Raw genomic sequence first — 16,273 nt, 5'->3', positions numbered from 1 at the left:
TATGTCGAGAAAAAATGACCCTAATCGTATAGTCGCTTTGGACATTGGAACGTCCAAGGTGGTGGCATTGGTAGGTGATATTAATGATAATGGTCGCTTAGAGATTATTGGTATTGGCTCTTGCCCTTCGCGGGGTATGAAAAAGGGGGTGGTAGTCAATATTGAATCTACCATTCAATCTATTCAGCGCGCGATTGAAGAAGCAGAGCTGATGGCCGGTGTGCAAATCGATTCTGTCTATGTAGGTATTGCGGGTAGTCATGTACGTAGCCTAAATTCACATGGTATTGTGGCTATTAAAGATAAAGAAGTCACCGATAATGATGTAGATCGAGTCATGGATGCGGCACGCGCAGTAGCGATACCCGCTGATCAGCGTATTCTGCATGTGTTGCCCCAAGAGTACATTATTGACCAACAAGAAGGCATTCGTGAGCCAGTCGGCATGTCGGGTGTGCGTCTTGAGGCAAGGGTGCATTTGGTAACCGCCGCCCATAGTGCGGCACAAAATATTATTAAGTGTGTTGAGCGCTGTGGCCTACAAGTAGAAGACATTATCCTCGAACAAGTTGCTTCTAGTTATGCAGTATTAGAAGAGGACGAAAAAGAGCTGGGTGTTTGCTTGGTAGATATTGGTGGTGGCACGAGTGATATTGCCGTGTTTTTAAATGGCTCAATTCACCATACTGCTGTCATTCCTATTGCAGGTGATCAGGTCACTAACGATATTGCAGTAGCAGTTAGGACGCCTACTCAACATGCCGAAGCGATTAAGATTAAGTATGGTTGTGCTTTACGCCAATTAGTGGATGATGATGAGCTAATAGAAGTACCGGGTGTGGGTGAAAGAGAAGCCCGCAGCTTATCTAAACAAACACTAGCCTCAGTGATTGAGCCGCGCTATGAGGAATTGTTTTCACTGGTGTTGCAAGAGTTACGCCGTAGTGGTTATGAGGAACGCATTGGAGCCGGTATTGTGCTGACTGGTGGTACCTCTAAGATGCGTGGCGCGGTCACTTTGGCTGAAGAAGTGTTTCATATGCCAGTGCGAATTGGTATGCCGCGCGATATAGGTGGCCTACGGGGTGAAGTGGAAAATCCCATTCACTCGACAGGTGTAGGGTTATTATTATACGGTATTGCACAACAGTCTTACGGAGAACGACGTACTTATGATACTTCTGTAGCCTCCGATGGTGTATGGGAGCGTATTAAAAGTTGGTTTAACGGAAATTTCTGACAGTAGGAGAACGGGCATGTTCCAATTGATGGACGCTTTTGAAAAGGGCGCCACCATAAAAGTAATTGGTGTGGGTGGCGGCGGTGGCAATGCAGTTAAAAATATGCTGGAGTCTGGCATTGAAGGGGTAGAGTTTATCTGCGCCAATACAGACTCCCAAGCATTGCATGGTACAGGTGTTAAATCGGTTATCCAATTAGGTGGATCGCTGACTAAAGGGTTAGGCGCGGGTGCCAATCCAGAGGTAGGGCGTGAAGCGGCTATGGATGATCGTGATCGTATTAAAGATATGATTAGCGGCAGTGATATGCTGTTTATTACCGCTGGTATGGGTGGTGGTACCGGTACGGGTGCGGCTCCTGTGGTCGCTGAAATTGCGCGTGATATGGGGATCTTAACGGTTGCGGTAGTCACCAAGCCCTTCCCCTTTGAAGGCGCTAAACGTATGCGGGCTGCTGAGGCGGGTATTGCGGAGTTGATTAAGCATGTTGACTCTTTAATCACTATCCCGAATCAAAAGCTACTGACTTCCTTGGGCAAAAATGTCTCTCTATTAGAGGCATTTAAAGCGGCTAATAATGTGCTGCTCAATGCGGTACAAGGGATTGCAGAGCTGATTACTAACCCCGGCTTGATCAACGTTGACTTTGCCGACGTACGTACCGTAATGTCTGGCATGGGTGTATCCATGATGGGTATGGGTCGTGCTCAGGGTGAAGATCGTGCGGCTAAAGCGGCAGCAGCAGCTATTTCTAGCCCCTTACTAGAAGATATTCGTCTAGATGGTGCTAAAGGTATCCTAGTCAATATTACAGCGGGTATGGATATGGGTATCCATGAGTTTGAAGAGGTAGGTGAAGTGATTCGCCAATTCGCTTCAGATGAGGCCACTGTGGTTGTAGGGACAGCGATTGATAATGATATGCGTGATGAAGTACGTGTTACTTTAGTCGCAACAGGCTTAGAGGATATGCCCTCTAGCGTTAGTGTTGCGCAGCGTCCTAATGGTCAAGGCCAAGCTCAAGCAGCTCCAAAACAAGCTGCTGCACCTGCACCGAGTCGTCAAGATAAAATTCGCACGTTGCGTCCGGTTGTTATTGATACTAATACCGAGAATTTGCCTATCAAAGATCGTGGTAATAGCAGCAGCAATGGCCGCTCCTATGACCGCGAGCGTATTCTAGACATCCCGGCATTTTTACGGAATCAAGCGGATTAATAGAGCAATTCCTTGATACACATGCCCGTGTAAGTGGCTGTTTTGCAGCCACTTTTTATGGGTAGTGTCAATGGGTGTCTAGGTTTTTTAAACCGTGATAAAATTATTCAGCACCACGTTAACTATTCACGTTACAATTTGTCCTAAAAACTGCATGCTTACCATTTACCTCATTAGCACAGATTATTAAGGGCATTGGGCGATTATGCTAAAACAACGTACTCTAAAAGAAGCCGTCTCTACGGTTGGCATTGGCCTGCATTCTGGTAAAAAAGTTTCGATTATTCTAAACCCCGCTCCAAGTGACACAGGTATTGTATTTCGGCGGGTCGATTTAGGAGCCGATGCTATTATTGAACTCCACCCTGAGCGGGTGGGTGAGACTATGTTATGTACTGCCCTAGTGAGTGGTAAGGTAAAAGTCTCAACTATTGAACATTTACTTTCCGCTTTGGCTGCATTAGGGATTGATAATCTCTATGTTGATCTGGATGCGCCTGAAATTCCCATTATGGATGGGAGTGCTTCCCCCTTTTTGTATCTGATCTTATCCGCAGGGATACAAGAGCAATCCGCACCTAAGCGTTTCATCCGAATTAAAAAACCTATCCAGTATGATAATGGCAAGGGAGCATGGGCGACTTTGAAACCCTATGAGGGGTTTAAAATGAAGTTTGAAATTGATTTCAAACACCCTGCTGTGGATGCAACCGCTCAATTTCTTGAAGTAGATTTCTCCCATCAAGCTTATGCTAGCGAAATTTCACGCGCTCGTACCTTTGGGTTTATGCGTGATATTGAAAAGCTGCGCTCTTTAAACCTCGGCTTAGGCGGTAGTCTAGAAAATGCTATTGTATTGGATGATTATCGGGTATTAAACCGTGAGGGTTTGCGCTATAGCGATGAGTTTGTACGCCACAAAATGTTGGATGCTATCGGTGATTTATATACCTTAGGGCATGGCATTATTGGTGCGTATCATGGCTTTAAGTCAGGTCATGCTATTAATAACCTCTTAGTGCGTGAGCTACTCCAACAAGCAGATGCTTGGGAGATTGTCACTTTAGGGCATACTCAAAAAGAAAAAGCTATTTTTGCAGACAATTATACGCTTGCACCTTTGTAATAGAGATAGGCTTTAACTTTAGTAGCTAAAACCAGCAAGGCTGAAATAATCCCTAATCCCAGCCTCATATTTGAATTTGGAGTGTCGATCTAAGCCTGACGTAGTGCAGGCTCCGTGATGGCCTCTGCCAATCGCCCCAAAGCCAACCCTAGATCTTTATCAGGTATATCCGAGGCAATGCTCTTCATAATCGTGAGCGTTTGCGAGGTTATTTTCACACGCTTAGGTGGACGAGCTGGAATGTATAACGGCAAGCTGAGTAATTTGATCTCAACTTGCAGCAGATTGAGGTGTAGCTTAGCGTTTAATTCCTTACAAATTTTCCTATGCAGAAAACGGGCTTGAGTGGCTAAAACAACATCATCAGTCATCAATAACAATGTTTGTCTTTGAATAATAGGCCAAATCCGCTCGGGTTCAGCATTAGCTAAAATAGGCTGTAAGCAGGCCGTGATCTGGTCAATTTCAACCAATTTTTCTTGTAGTTGAGAGTATACAGACGTATAAGCTTTTTTCATGACTGACCCAATAAAATCCCATTGTGCTCAGAGTGGCACAACTACCATTTTGCTGAAAAATAAACACCCAACACATTATAATGTGCTAGTTAAAAACTAGTGTTACCAATAGTGAATCGTAAACTACTAGGAGTAGTATTTGCTGTTAATACAGCAGCTTAAGAAGACTAACCCGCGTCACCTAATCGCTTTATTGAGCTAATCAGCCAGATCCCCTAAACCTCTGTGCTGATGACTCCCCTTAAACACTACTCAGCTTCACCATCGGCGTCAATGTAGTATTTTCGATAGCTTCTATTAATTATTTAAAAGGTGGGTCATGATTCGCCATGAAGCTATGGATGCTCCGCTCAGGAGCTAGGGTTGGAACCATGGCGGTAGTTTTTTTGTCAAGTCATAGATGGGTAGAGTAAGTTTTGCAGGGCTTGACAATAAGGTTTAGAGTGGAGGGTAAACAAAGATAGTGGTGTGAAAGTGGTATGGATTCATCTGTTGCTAATTAATTCACATTACGTCTATGCTTTTACGCTAGAATTCAGCCCGAAATTAAGATGCCATAATAAAGCACCGCTTATAGCTTAATATAAGTATAGGGTTTTGATGTTGATGATTAGCCAGCTAGCAAGATGATATCTATGTACAAGGGGCTTGTATTTGCCGTTGATAGACCCATATAAGGTCTAAGATGTCTAGCCTACTCAAGAAATATAACCTTGACCTTTAGTAATATGGCGCTGTTTCCACCCAGTTAGGTGGATGAATAGGAGATAATAAAGCGTATGCTCGGTTCTGTTGCCAGAAAGTTATTCGGAAGTCGCAATGATCGACTGATTAAAGGATATTCAAAAGTCGTTAAAATGATTAATGACTTAGAGGATAAATTTGTCGCTCTGAGCGATGAGCAATTGAAGGCTAAAACAACAGAGTTTCGGGCTCGGTATGCTAAAGGAGAAACCCTTGATGCCCTATTGCCAGAAGCCTTTGCGACCGTGCGTGAGGCCAGCAAACGGGTATTAGGCATGCGCCACTACGATGTGCAGCTAATCGGGGGTATGGTGCTACATGATGGTAAAATTGCGGAAATGCGTACAGGTGAGGGTAAAACCTTAGTAGCAACACTCACCGCTTACCTGAATGCGCTCTCCGATAAAGGGGTGCATGTCATTACCGTCAACGACTATCTAGCACAACGTGATGCCAATACCATGGCTAAGCTCTATGGCTTTTTAGGTTTAACGACCGGCGTCATTATTAGTGAATTAGACTCTAATCAACGTCGTGATTCTTATGGTGCGGATATTACCTATGGCACTAATAATGAATTTGGTTTTGATTATCTGCGCGACAATATGGCCTTTAGTAAAGAAGAGCGCGTTCAACGCGAACTTAACTATGCCATTGTGGACGAGGTCGACTCCATCCTGATTGACGAGGCGCGTACCCCGTTAATTATCTCCGGCCCTAGCCAAGATGCTTCAGATCTCTATCGTGCATTAGATATCATAGTGCCAAAGCTCAAACGTAAACCGGGTGGGGAAAAAGATGAGGGCGAGGGCGACTATTATGTTGATGAAAAAGCACGCCAAGTCTATTTGACGGAAGAAGGCCAAGAGCATGCCGAGCAATTCCTACAAGAGGCAGGAGTATTAACGGATGCAGGTCTGTACGATGCAGCTAGTATCACTATCCTACACCATTTAAATGCGGCCTTACGTGCGCACTCCCTGTTCCAGCGTAATATCGATTACATAGTACGCGATAATAAAATCGTTATTGTTGATGAGTTTACCGGACGCACTATGCCCGGTCGGCGTTGGTCAGAAGGTCTACACCAAGCGATTGAAGCTAAAGAAGGGGTGGATATTCAAGCAGAAAACCAAACCCTAGCCTCTATTACCTTCCAAAATTACTTCCGTCTGTATAAAAAACTTTCGGGTATGACGGGCACAGCCGATACCGAAGCGTTTGAATTACAACAAATTTATAACCTTGAAGTAGTGGTGATTCCGACGAATAAACCCATGATTCGTGTCGATTCTAATGATTTGATCTATATGACTATCGATGAAAAATACGATGCGATTATTAAAGACATTCAGCAGTGCGTGGAAAAAGGACGTCCGGTCTTAGTCGGTACGGCGTCGATTGAAAACTCAGAATTAGTATCAGATAAATTAAAAGCCCTACGTATTCCCCATGAAGTATTGAATGCCAAGCAACATGAGCGTGAGGCGCATATTATTGCCAATGCAGGACGCCCTGGAGCGGTCACGATTGCGACGAATATGGCGGGGCGTGGTACGGATATTATGCTCGGCGGTAGTCTGGAAGAAGAGCTGAATATGCTCGGCGATAATCGCACACCGGAGGCCGTAGAAAAGATCAGAGCCATGTGGAAAAAACGCCATGATGCTGTGATTGCATCGGGTGGTTTGCACATTGTAGGGACTGAGCGTCATGAGTCACGCCGGATTGATAATCAGCTCCGTGGACGTTCTGGACGTCAGGGCGATCCGGGGTCATCGCGCTTTTATCTATCCTTAGAAGATAATTTAATGCGTATTTTTGCCTCTGACCGTGTGAAAGGTCTGATGCAAAAATTAGGTATGGAAAAAGGACAGGCGATTGAGGCAGGTCTAGTATCACGTTCGATTGAAAGCGCTCAAGCTAAAGTCGAGGCTCATAACTATGATATTCGTAAACACTTATTAGAATACGATGATGTGGCGAATGATCAGCGTAAGGTGATTTATGAGCAACGTTCTGATCTGCTAGAAGTACAAGACATTCACGAAATGATTGAATCGATTCGAGCGGATGTTGTTGATAGCGTGATTAGTAAGCATATTCCGGTGGGTAGTATGTCTGAGCAGTGGGATATTCCCGGCTTAGAAAAGCAGCTTAATGAAGACTTTGCTTTGACCTTACCTGTACAGGAATGGCTGGATAGTGATAAAAACTTATATGAAGAAACCTTACGCGAGCGTATTCAAATCGAAGTAGAGAAGGTTTTACAGGATAAAGAAGCCTTAATTGGTACGGAGAATATGCGCCGCTTAGAGCGTGAGGTGATGCTGCATATTGTCGACTCGCATTGGAAAGATCATTTGGCGGCGATGGATTATCTGCGTCAAAGTGTGGGATTGCGTGGTTATGCCCAAAAGAATCCTAAACAAGAATATAAGCGTGAAGCGTTTGAGATGTTCCAAGAAATGTTGGAGCGGATTAAACATGAGGTTATTTCCTTCCTCGCGCGGATTCAGGTCAATACCACCGCACCAGAACCAGAGCCAACCCCTGAGCCACAATATCGCCAGTATTCCCATCCACGCGTAACGAGCGCTCTTCAGGCCGAAGAGGAGGATGAGGTGGTGGATGCGATGACGCCAGAGAAACCTTATCGTATTGATAAAACCAAAGTGGGGCGGAATGATCCTTGCCCTTGTGGATCGGGCAAAAAATATAAACAATGTCATGGTCAATTGGCTTAAAAAAAGGGGGATGTTATGGCCGTTCATTTACAGGTTCCAGAGTATCTATTACCGATAAAAGGTATTCGTCTTGCCGCGATCAATGCAGGCATTCGCTATAAGAATCGTGATGATATGCTACTGATTGAAGCCGCCGAGGGGAGTTCAGTGGCGGCGGTATTTACCCGCAATGCATTTTGTGCGGCTCCCGTGACTGTGGCGCGTCAACATTTGGCTCAAGCACCCATTCGCTATTTATTAGTGAATGCGGGTAATGCGAATGCGGGTACAGGCAGTCAGGGGTTAATTGCGGCTACGAATACTTGTGGTGCCCTAGCCGATGTAGCGGGTGTTAATCCTGAGCAAGTGTTACCGTTTTCAACGGGTGTGATCGGTGTGCAATTGCCAGTGGATAAAGTCACTGCAGCCCTACCTGAACTTTTTTCGCTGCTCACTGAAGATAATTGGATGCGCGCCTCGCGTGCCATTATGACGACCGATACCTTGCCTAAGGGTATTAGTAAACAGGTCGATATCGGTGGCAATACTGTGACTATTACGGGTATTGCCAAAGGTGCGGGGATGATTCATCCCAATATGGCAACCATGTTGAGCTATATTGCTACCGATGCCCAAGTTGAAGCCAGTGTATTACAACAGACATTAACTAATGTGGTGGATGATACCTTTAACTGCATTACCATTGATGGGGATACCTCAACCAATGATGCCTTAGTATTAATTGCTACGGGTGCATCGGGTGTAGCTATAGGTAAGGCAGAACTAGCTGCCTTCCAAGCCGCTTTAAAAGAGGTTTGTATGTTCCTTGCTCAAGCGATTGTACGCGATGGCGAAGGGGCGACTAAGTTTATTGATATTCAAGTCGAAGAAGCGCGGAGCCGAGAAGAGGCACATATTGTTGCTAATACCGTGGCCTTATCGCCATTGGTAAAAACGGCACTATTTGCCAGTGACCCTAATTGGGGACGTATCTTAGCCGCTGCGGGGCGCAGTCCTATTGAGGCCTTAGATGTATCACGCGTGAGTATTTATCTAGGGGATACTTTGCTAGTCAGTGGTGGACAGCCATCACCAGAGTATACCGAGGCTCAAGGCCAAGCTGAAACCAAAAAAGACGAGATTAAAATTCGTATTATTTTGGGGCGTGGTACTGCCATGGCAAATGTATGGACTTGTGATTTTTCCTTTGACTACGTAAAAATCAATGCCGAATACCGCAGCTAATCTGCCCATTATTCATGTCGTGGCGGCTATTATTGTGAGCAATGATAGCCGTCAGGTGCTCCTTGCTAAACGTCCCATGCATAAGCATCAAGGGGGCAAATGGGAATTTCCGGGCGGTAAAGTCGAGCCTCATGAATTACCTACTGAGGCTTTAGCACGCGAGCTAGCTGAGGAGCTAGGGATTCAAGCTAATCCTAATACCTTGCAGCTTTTTCATAAAATAGAATATTGCTACCCAGAAAAACAGGTGCATTTAGAGTTTTGGTGGGTGCATGATTTTCATGGGACTCCCCAAGGCTTAGAAGACCAAGAAGTACAATGGTTTACTTGGTCGACCTTGAGTAGCCTAACGTTTCCAGAGGCCAATCTACCCATAGTACAGCGTTTAGTAGCGCTTAATAGTTAGTCCTTTAAAGCGCTATTAGCTGTTATCTTCGCCTTTTAAGTTCATTGATGTGCTAGGCATTCATATCTGGAATTAATGCGCTATTGAGCTTTTGAATCATATCTTTAAGCTGAAGTTTGCGTTTTTTCATGCGTGAAACTTGTAGCTGATCGTAAGAACCACTCGCTATTAAAGCATTGATTTGCTCATCTAATTCACGGTGTTCGTAGCGCATTTTGGCAAGCTGTTCACGTAGTTCGTGTTGGGGTGGTTGGGTTAGCATGATCAATATTGGTTATTTTAACAAGGTGCGCCGCTTTTCTTTATAACGAATCACGACCTTTTTGTCTGGGTTGGCAGTCTTAGCAGGCATATAGTCGGTTTGGTTTTCCCAATCACCTATGGCATAGGGAGCATCATGACCTGAGGCTGGGTTAGAGCGCATAGTGTCGGTGCGTTTGCGTGCTGGATTGGTGTTCTGACCACCACCATTCGTACGACCATAAGGGCCTTTACGATTGTTGGTTTGATTAGAGCGACGTTCCTCTTGACCATTAGCCCCTTGTCCTTGATTGTAATTAGGACGCTGAGGGCGTGAGTCATTACTGCCATTAGTCCGAGGTGGGCGTTTCGCATAAGGTTGCGCACCATGGCGTGGTTCACGCTCGGTTTTATTGCGATTAACGGGGCGGTTGGAGGGTTCTAATCCTACCACTGTCCGTTGCTCAAAGGCTTCACCTAAATATTCTTCAATTTTCTTCAATTGTTCCCGTTCTTGACGTCCTACTAACATCACAATAGGCGTGACATTAGGTTCATCTAAGAACTCTTGTAGGCGACTAACATAGTGTTCGACCTTTTCGGGCACATCAAAATGAATCACGCGCTCGCCACCATTCACTTCAGCTTGAATACCTTCTTGATCCGCGACGATGAGAATAGGGCAGGCTTCGGTATTGCGTTCCTCTTCGGCTAAGAGATGAACAGCATCTGCAGTATGACCATGATTGGCTAGACTATCGGCTAATGACTTGGCGGTCTTAGCGCTCACTGTATAGATAATGGTCGGAATCACTTGGCGCTGATCAAGGAGATGATCCATCAGTGCAATCTTATGGGTGTAATCATCAGCGAGATAAATCTGTTGCTTGAGTTGGAGTAGCTGGGTTTTCTCATCTTGAATAGTGATCTCTTCTGCACCCGTTAGCATTTGTCTGGCATAAGGGGTCACTTGATCATCATGGCGTACAAACGCAATAATGGGATAAGGGTTGGTACGCTGAGCAAGAATTTTGTCGATTAAAGGATGCAAGCCCTTTTTATAAATAGCAGTCAGGTCATCAATAATCAGCATTTCTAAGCTATTAAAGCTCGCCTTATTGTTATCCACTAAATCATTTAAACGTCCTGGTGTCGCAATCATTAAATCTAAGGGGCGACGCAAGAGACGCATTTGTGGTTGATAGGGGCGACCACTGACGATAAAACCCGTGCGGATGGACTGTTCTCCTAACAAGCGTTTGATCGTGTAAGTAATTTGATTCACACGGTCACGACGAGAGGTAAGGATTAGTACCCGAGCGCCGCGATGTTCTTCTAAAGGATTAGATAAGATATAGCTTATCGCAGGTATCAAAAATGATCCTGTTTTCCCTGAAGCGGATTGTGTCCATACCAATACACTACTACCCTTATTAATACAAGGGATGAGTTGTTGTTGTAACTCGGTAGGATGTTCGTAACCAGCCGCTTGTACACTAGTTACAAATTCTTTATTTAAACCTAAATCCTCAAAAGACAAGACATATACTCCCCGGATGAGTACGCTTAGGTAGCGTTAGAACCTTTTCTTTAGACATTAAAAAGGGGAAATTAGCATTAGGAGCCTTCGTAAATAGCCGCACAAGACCCAGATTTGTGAAATTGAAATTGCGACCTCAACACTGACTTTAAACTATTATATATGTTGCATCTAGTCAACAGCTCTGAGCTAAATGTGTGGTAAATTTACATCAAAATCTCAATAGCTTTATCTAATCGTGGCACGGCGATAATGTCCATACCCTGAATAGTATGATGCGGCTTATTAGCCTTAGGTATAATTGCGCGTTTAAAGCCATGTTTTACAGCTTCCTGTAGTCTCTCCTCGCCATTGGGTACTGGGCGGATTTCACCCGCTAAACCCACTTCTCCAAATACAATTAAGTCGGCAGGTAAGGGGCGATTTCTAAAACTAGATAAAGCGGCTAATAACAATGGTAAATCAGCTGCTGTTTCTGAGATCTTAACACCACCTACGATATTGATAAATACATCTTGATCAAACATAGATATTTGTCCATGACGATGCAAGACGGCTAATAACATAGCTAGACGATTTTGCTCTAGCCCTAGTGTTAAACGCCGTGAATGTCCGCCATGACTACTATCTACTAATGCTTGTAATTCCACCAGTAAAGGGCGAGTACCCTCGCGTGTCACCATAATAACACTACCTGCGACGGGTTCCTCATGGCGTGATAAGAAAATGGCTGATGGGTTATTAATACCTCGCAAACCCGTTTCTGTCATAGCAAATACGCCTAACTCATTCACTGCCCCAAAACGATTTTTCACCGCACGCAAAATACGATAGCGTCCTCCCGGATCACCTTCAAAATAGAGTACGGTATCAACCATATGCTCTAATACACGAGGCCCTGCTAAAGTTCCTTCTTTAGTCACATGACCCACAATAAACAAGGAGGTTTGGGTTTGTTTGGCAAAACGCACTAATTGTGCGGCAGCCTCACGAATCTGGCTTACTGAACCGGGTGCTGATTGTAATTGCTCGGTAAAAATCGTTTGAATGGAGTCTACCACCATAATTTTAGGCTTTTCAATCATCGCCAATGCAATAATAGTTTCCACACAGGTTTCAGTCAAAAGCCTGAGGTGCCCAGCGGGTAGATTTAAGCGATGTGCTCGTAAACCCACTTGCTGCATGGACTCCTCGCCGGTGACATATAAGCTAGATATCTCCGGTAAACCGCATAAAGCCTGCAATAAAATAGTGGATTTACCAATGCCCGGATCACCACCGATCAATACCACCGAGCCATTTACCAATCCGCCACCCAAGACCCGATCTAATTCCGGCATACTGGTCGGTAGGCGTGGATCTTCTTGGACACTAATATCCTTAAGGGATTGAATTTGTATTTTATCACCCGCATACCCACTAAAACGTGAGCTTTGCGGTTTAGCTGCCGAGACGCTGATGGCAACCGTTTCTTCTAAGGTATTCCAAGCCTCACAATCAGGGCATTGTCCAATCCATTTACTTTGAATAGCACCGCATTGAGAGCAAACATATTGTGTTTTAGGTTTAGCCATTAGGATTATCTTGCTCTGAATCACGAATTAAACGTGGGTAAATAATAGCGGTCTTCACCGCATTATTGCGAGTTTTACGAATTTCTATCGGATAATCATTAATTAATACCGTCATACTAGGCACAGGTATCTCTTGCAAATGCTCGGTAATTAAACCATTTAAAGTTTTGGCACCATCAGTAGGTAGATTAATTTCAAGGAGGCGATTAATTTCACGTAAATGTAAACTACCATCGACACTCGCGCTACCATCTTCTCTATGCAGAATCTCTCGTGATAAACTCGGCGGAACCGTTGAAAACTCACCGACTATTTCCTCTAGAATATCCTCCATGGTAATTAAGCCCTGTACCTCACCATATTCATCCACTACCACGGCAATTCTACGCGCTTCTTCTCTGAAATTAATAAGCTGCTGAGTTAAGCTGACCCCTTCTGGGACAAAATAAGCAGGACGAATAATACTTTCTAAACGCTCACGAGTTAAATAGCCATCGCGTAATAAAGGAAATATTTTACGTACATGCACAAAGCCTTCGACCTGATCTAAACTATCACGATAAACTAAAATGCGGGTAAAGTTACTTCTAGAGAGTTGATCTTCAATATCGCTCCAGTCGCTTTCTAAATCGATAGCATAGATTTGACTGCGTGGAATCATAATATCTTCGATAGTAGTAGACTCTAAATCTAATACACTCACTAACATATCAACGTGGTTTTTGGGAATAGTAGTGCCGGCTGCTGTTACGACACTACGCAGTTCTTCACGGCTGAGTGCAATGCGATTACTACTGTCTGAGCTTAAGCCGAAAAGTTTCAGTAAAGCACTCACTAGGCTATTAACAATCCAGACAAAAGGCCATAAGACTTTAAGCATTGCCGAGTAAATATAAGCAGCCGGAAAAGCAATACGCTCAGGGTGCAAGGCTCCTACTGTCTTAGGCATGACCTCACCAAAGATGAGTAATAATAAGGTTAAAATACCCGTCGCTAAGGCTAAACCCGCATCACCAAATAAACGCAAGCCTAATAGGGTGGCTAATTGCGTGATAATAATATTAATAAAGTTATTGCCTAATAAAATCATACCGATTAGGCGTTCTGGATCGTCTAGTAGCTTTTGAGCTAATAGGGCACCTTTATGATTTTGATCGGCTAGATGCCGTAAGCGATAACGATTAAGGGTCATTAAGGCTGTTTCAGAGCCAGAAAAAAACGCAGATAAGCTGAATAATCCTACTAAAGCTATCACTAATATACTAATAGGGATACTATCTATACTCATTAACGTTGCACCAAATATTCAATAACAAATTTACTGCCTAAGAAACCCAGCATTAAAATAACACTTCCTATCAATGTCCATCGTATCGCAATACGTCCCCGCCAGCCATAGCGCCAATGTCCGATTAATAAAGTAGTAAATATCAGCCAAGCGATTAGGGATAGAACTGTTTTATGTGCAACATGTTGAGCAAATAAATCAGTTAAATAAATAAAGCCCGTGAGTAGACCTAGGGTTAGTAGTATTACACCGGTAAAAATCAGCCGAAACAATAAATCTTCCATGTCGAGTAAGGGAGGTAATGATTTTAGAATTAAAATAGATTGGCGTTTATGCAGATAATGGTTTTGGATAGAGAGTAAGATAGCTTGAAAAGCGGCTAAGGTTAGCATGCTATAAGCCAGTAGTGAAATAATAATATGAATATCCAAGCCATTATTTAAACTAATCATATAGCCGGTAGGTTGAGAAAACATCTGAATGAGGAGGCTGATTAAGGTGAAAGGGAGGGTGAATAAACTTAGGCTTTGTACCGGACGTTTGAGTTGGGCAAAGAAGAGTAATAGGTTGGTAAGCCACATGACTAAAGACGCGGCTAAGTTAAAACTTAAAGCAAAGCCCATATGGGTACGCATTAGCCATAGTAAACTCAAGCCATGTGCAGCGAGTGCTATTAACATTAATGGTTTTAACCATTTAAGTTGCAGTAGGCGTGGTGTTGGTTGATCTGGGGCTTTGTATAGTTGGAGAAATAGAGTAAGCCAAACTAAAGACCAAGCTATCATAGCCAACAGGGTCGTCATTATTGTCATTGTACGGTATAAGTGTTTTAAAGGTTAGCAAGCTATTTCGTGACCAGTGGAATGAAATAGCACATTTGGTGTTATCATACCAAGATGTACCCGACTCGGACTAGCAGAAGAACAAATCATGTTTGAAAATTTAAGTGGCCGTCTTTCTCAGACTGTTAAAAAGTTGCGTGGCCAAGCACGTTTAACAGAGGATAATATTAAAGAAGCGCTACGTGATGTGCGAATGGCTTTGCTAGAGGCCGATGTCGCTCTACCTGTAGTAAGAAGTTTTATTGAAAATGTTAAAACCCGTGCGGTAGGGCAGGAGGTTTTAACCAGCCTAACACCCGGACAAGCCTTAATTAAAGTCGTCAATGACGAGTTAGTGGCGGTCATGGGTAAGGCAAATGAGGCTCTAGCACTCAATAGTCAGCCACCTGCGGTGATTTTAATGGCAGGTTTGCAAGGGGCGGGCAAGACCACGACGGTAGGTAAGTTAACCCGTTTTCTCAAAGAGCGGGAAAAGAAAAGCGTCATGGTGGTGAGTTGTGATGTGTATCGTCCGGCAGCGATTAAGCAGTTAGAAACGGTTGCGCAACAAACCGGCGGCGTATTTTTCCCCAGTCAGCCTGATCAAAAGCCTGTAGCTATTGCTAAAGCCGCCTATAATGAAGCTAAACTAAAATATTTTGATGTATTGATTATCGATACCGCAGGTCGTTTGCATATTGATGCGGAGATGATGGGAGAGATTCAGGAGCTACATGCGGCTGTTCATCCCATTGAAACCTTGTTTGTTGTCGATAGCATGACCGGACAGGATGCTGCGAATACAGCTAAAGCGTTTAATGATGCCTTACCTCTCACGGGGGTCGTGTTGACTAAAGCGGATGGGGATGCACGCGGAGGGGCAGCTCTATCAGTCCGTCATATTACGGGTAAACCGATTAAGTTTATTGGTGTTGGCGAAAAATTAGATGCCTTAGAGCCGTTTCATCCCGATCGGATGGCTTCTCGTATTTTAGGTATGGGTGATGTGCTGAGCTTGATTGAGGATGCTCAGCGTCAGGTAGATCATGAGAAAGCTAAAAAACTCGCTCAAAAGCTGAATAAAGGCAAAGGCTTTGACTTTGAAGATCTCAAAGAGCAAATGGAGCAAATGCTGAAAATGGGCGGCATTGCTAGCCTAATGGATAAGCTGCCGGGCATGGGTAATGTGCCAGAGCAAGTAAAAAATCGAGCTAATGACCGTGAAATTCGGCAAATGATTGCTATTATTAACTCCATGACACCTCAGGAGCGGCGTGATCCAGAGGTGATTAAGGCATCGCGCAAGCGGCGTATTGCAGCGGGGAGTGGTCTGCAAGTGCAGGATGTCAATCGCTTACTCAAACAACATATGCAAATGAGTAAAGCGATGAAGCAATTTTCCAAAGGAGGAATGCGTAAGCTAATGCAGACTATGAAAGGACGTTTACCTTTTAATGGTGGTGGCTCACCACCCATCGGGGGATAAGCGCTCCTAGAGCGAGTAGGCTAATTAGTATTTTTGATGGTATTAAGTTGTAGTTCCTATGAACGCTTTACTATCGTAAGATATTGACGAGGGCACCTTA

General features: G+C 44.1%; 13 protein-coding genes. 7 read left to right on the top strand and 6 right to left on the bottom strand.

Annotation, left to right across the window (positions count from 1 at the left end; translation table 11 throughout):
* Position 1: 1 nt before the first annotated feature.
* From ftsA to lpxC, 3 genes are all read left to right on the top strand, one after another.
* Positions 2-1,240, top strand: a complete 1,239-nt coding sequence (gene ftsA / locus A3IK_RS0112620; protein WP_020560349.1) for a cell division protein FtsA — start codon at positions 2-4, stop codon at positions 1,238-1,240.
* A gap of 16 nt (positions 1,241-1,256) precedes the next feature.
* Positions 1,257-2,459 (top strand): cell division protein FtsZ, encoded by a 1,203-nt coding sequence (ftsZ, locus tag A3IK_RS0112615; protein WP_020560348.1) that lies wholly within the window; start codon positions 1,257-1,259, stop codon positions 2,457-2,459.
* Positions 2,460-2,664: 205 nt separating this feature from the next.
* A complete protein-coding gene (gene lpxC, locus A3IK_RS0112610) occupies positions 2,665-3,585 on the top strand; it encodes a UDP-3-O-acyl-N-acetylglucosamine deacetylase (RefSeq protein WP_020560347.1) in 921 nt (306 codons plus the stop codon).
* 89 nt (positions 3,586-3,674) lie between these two features.
* Here the strand turns inward: lpxC and A3IK_RS0112605 are convergent, their stop codons facing one another.
* A complete protein-coding gene (locus A3IK_RS0112605; RefSeq protein ID WP_020560346.1) occupies positions 3,675-4,103 on the bottom strand; it encodes a DciA family protein in 429 nt (142 codons plus the stop codon).
* A 779-nt stretch (positions 4,104-4,882) separates the two neighbouring features.
* On the opposite strand from A3IK_RS0112605, the gene secA reads away from it, so the two are divergent.
* Genes secA through mutT form a run of 3 tightly spaced genes read left to right on the top strand, consistent with a single transcriptional unit; the run spans position 4,883 to position 9,224 of the window.
* Complete coding sequence (secA, locus tag A3IK_RS0112600) at positions 4,883-7,594, top strand: preprotein translocase subunit SecA (protein ID WP_026220955.1); 2,712 nt, start codon at positions 4,883-4,885, stop codon at positions 7,592-7,594.
* A 15-nt stretch (positions 7,595-7,609) separates the two neighbouring features.
* The gene (gene argJ / locus A3IK_RS0112595) at positions 7,610-8,818 is read left to right on the top strand and encodes a bifunctional glutamate N-acetyltransferase/amino-acid acetyltransferase ArgJ (protein ID WP_020560344.1); all 1,209 of its coding nucleotides are present in this window, start codon (positions 7,610-7,612) and stop codon (positions 8,816-8,818) included.
* Positions 8,799-9,224 (top strand): 8-oxo-dGTP diphosphatase MutT, encoded by a 426-nt coding sequence (gene mutT / locus A3IK_RS0112590; protein WP_020560343.1) that lies wholly within the window; start codon positions 8,799-8,801, stop codon positions 9,222-9,224. The genes argJ and mutT overlap by 20 nt, the downstream gene beginning before the upstream one ends.
* Before the next feature lie 52 nt (positions 9,225-9,276).
* Here mutT and A3IK_RS0112585 read toward each other — a convergent pair whose 3' ends face one another.
* The 5 genes from A3IK_RS0112585 to A3IK_RS0112565 form a co-directional block, all read right to left on the bottom strand.
* Positions 9,277-9,486 carry a YdcH family protein gene (locus A3IK_RS0112585; RefSeq protein ID WP_020560342.1) on the bottom strand — a complete coding sequence of 70 codons (210 nt, stop codon included), beginning with the start codon at positions 9,484-9,486 and terminating at the stop codon, positions 9,277-9,279.
* 12 nt (positions 9,487-9,498) lie between these two features.
* On the bottom strand, positions 9,499-11,004 hold the full coding sequence (locus A3IK_RS0112580; RefSeq protein ID WP_020560341.1) for a DEAD/DEAH box helicase: 1,506 nt from the start codon (positions 11,002-11,004) through the stop codon (positions 9,499-9,501).
* Positions 11,005-11,210: 206 nt separating this feature from the next.
* Positions 11,211-12,578, bottom strand: coding sequence for a DNA repair protein RadA (gene radA, locus A3IK_RS0112575; RefSeq protein WP_020560340.1), 1,368 nt, complete (start codon positions 12,576-12,578; stop codon positions 11,211-11,213).
* Positions 12,571-13,866 (bottom strand): HlyC/CorC family transporter, encoded by a 1,296-nt coding sequence (locus A3IK_RS0112570; RefSeq protein WP_020560339.1) that lies wholly within the window; start codon positions 13,864-13,866, stop codon positions 12,571-12,573. Before A3IK_RS0112570 ends, radA begins: the two co-directional genes overlap by 8 nt.
* Complete coding sequence (locus A3IK_RS0112565; protein ID WP_245539483.1) at positions 13,866-14,651, bottom strand: cytochrome C assembly family protein; 786 nt, start codon at positions 14,649-14,651, stop codon at positions 13,866-13,868. The genes A3IK_RS0112570 and A3IK_RS0112565 overlap by 1 nt, the downstream gene beginning before the upstream one ends.
* Before the next feature lie 145 nt (positions 14,652-14,796).
* On the opposite strand from A3IK_RS0112565, the gene ffh reads away from it, so the two are divergent.
* A complete protein-coding gene (ffh, locus tag A3IK_RS0112560; protein WP_020560337.1) occupies positions 14,797-16,173 on the top strand; it encodes a signal recognition particle protein in 1,377 nt (458 codons plus the stop codon).
* The last annotated feature ends 100 nt before the right edge of the window (positions 16,174-16,273 follow it).

It is taken from the genome of Thiofilum flexile DSM 14609 (genome assembly GCF_000380185.1).
Lineage (GTDB): Bacteria > Pseudomonadota > Gammaproteobacteria > Thiotrichales > Thiotrichaceae > Thiofilum > Thiofilum flexile.
Note: the sequence above shows the minus strand (reverse complement) of the source record. Positions and strands in the feature narration are given on the sequence as shown.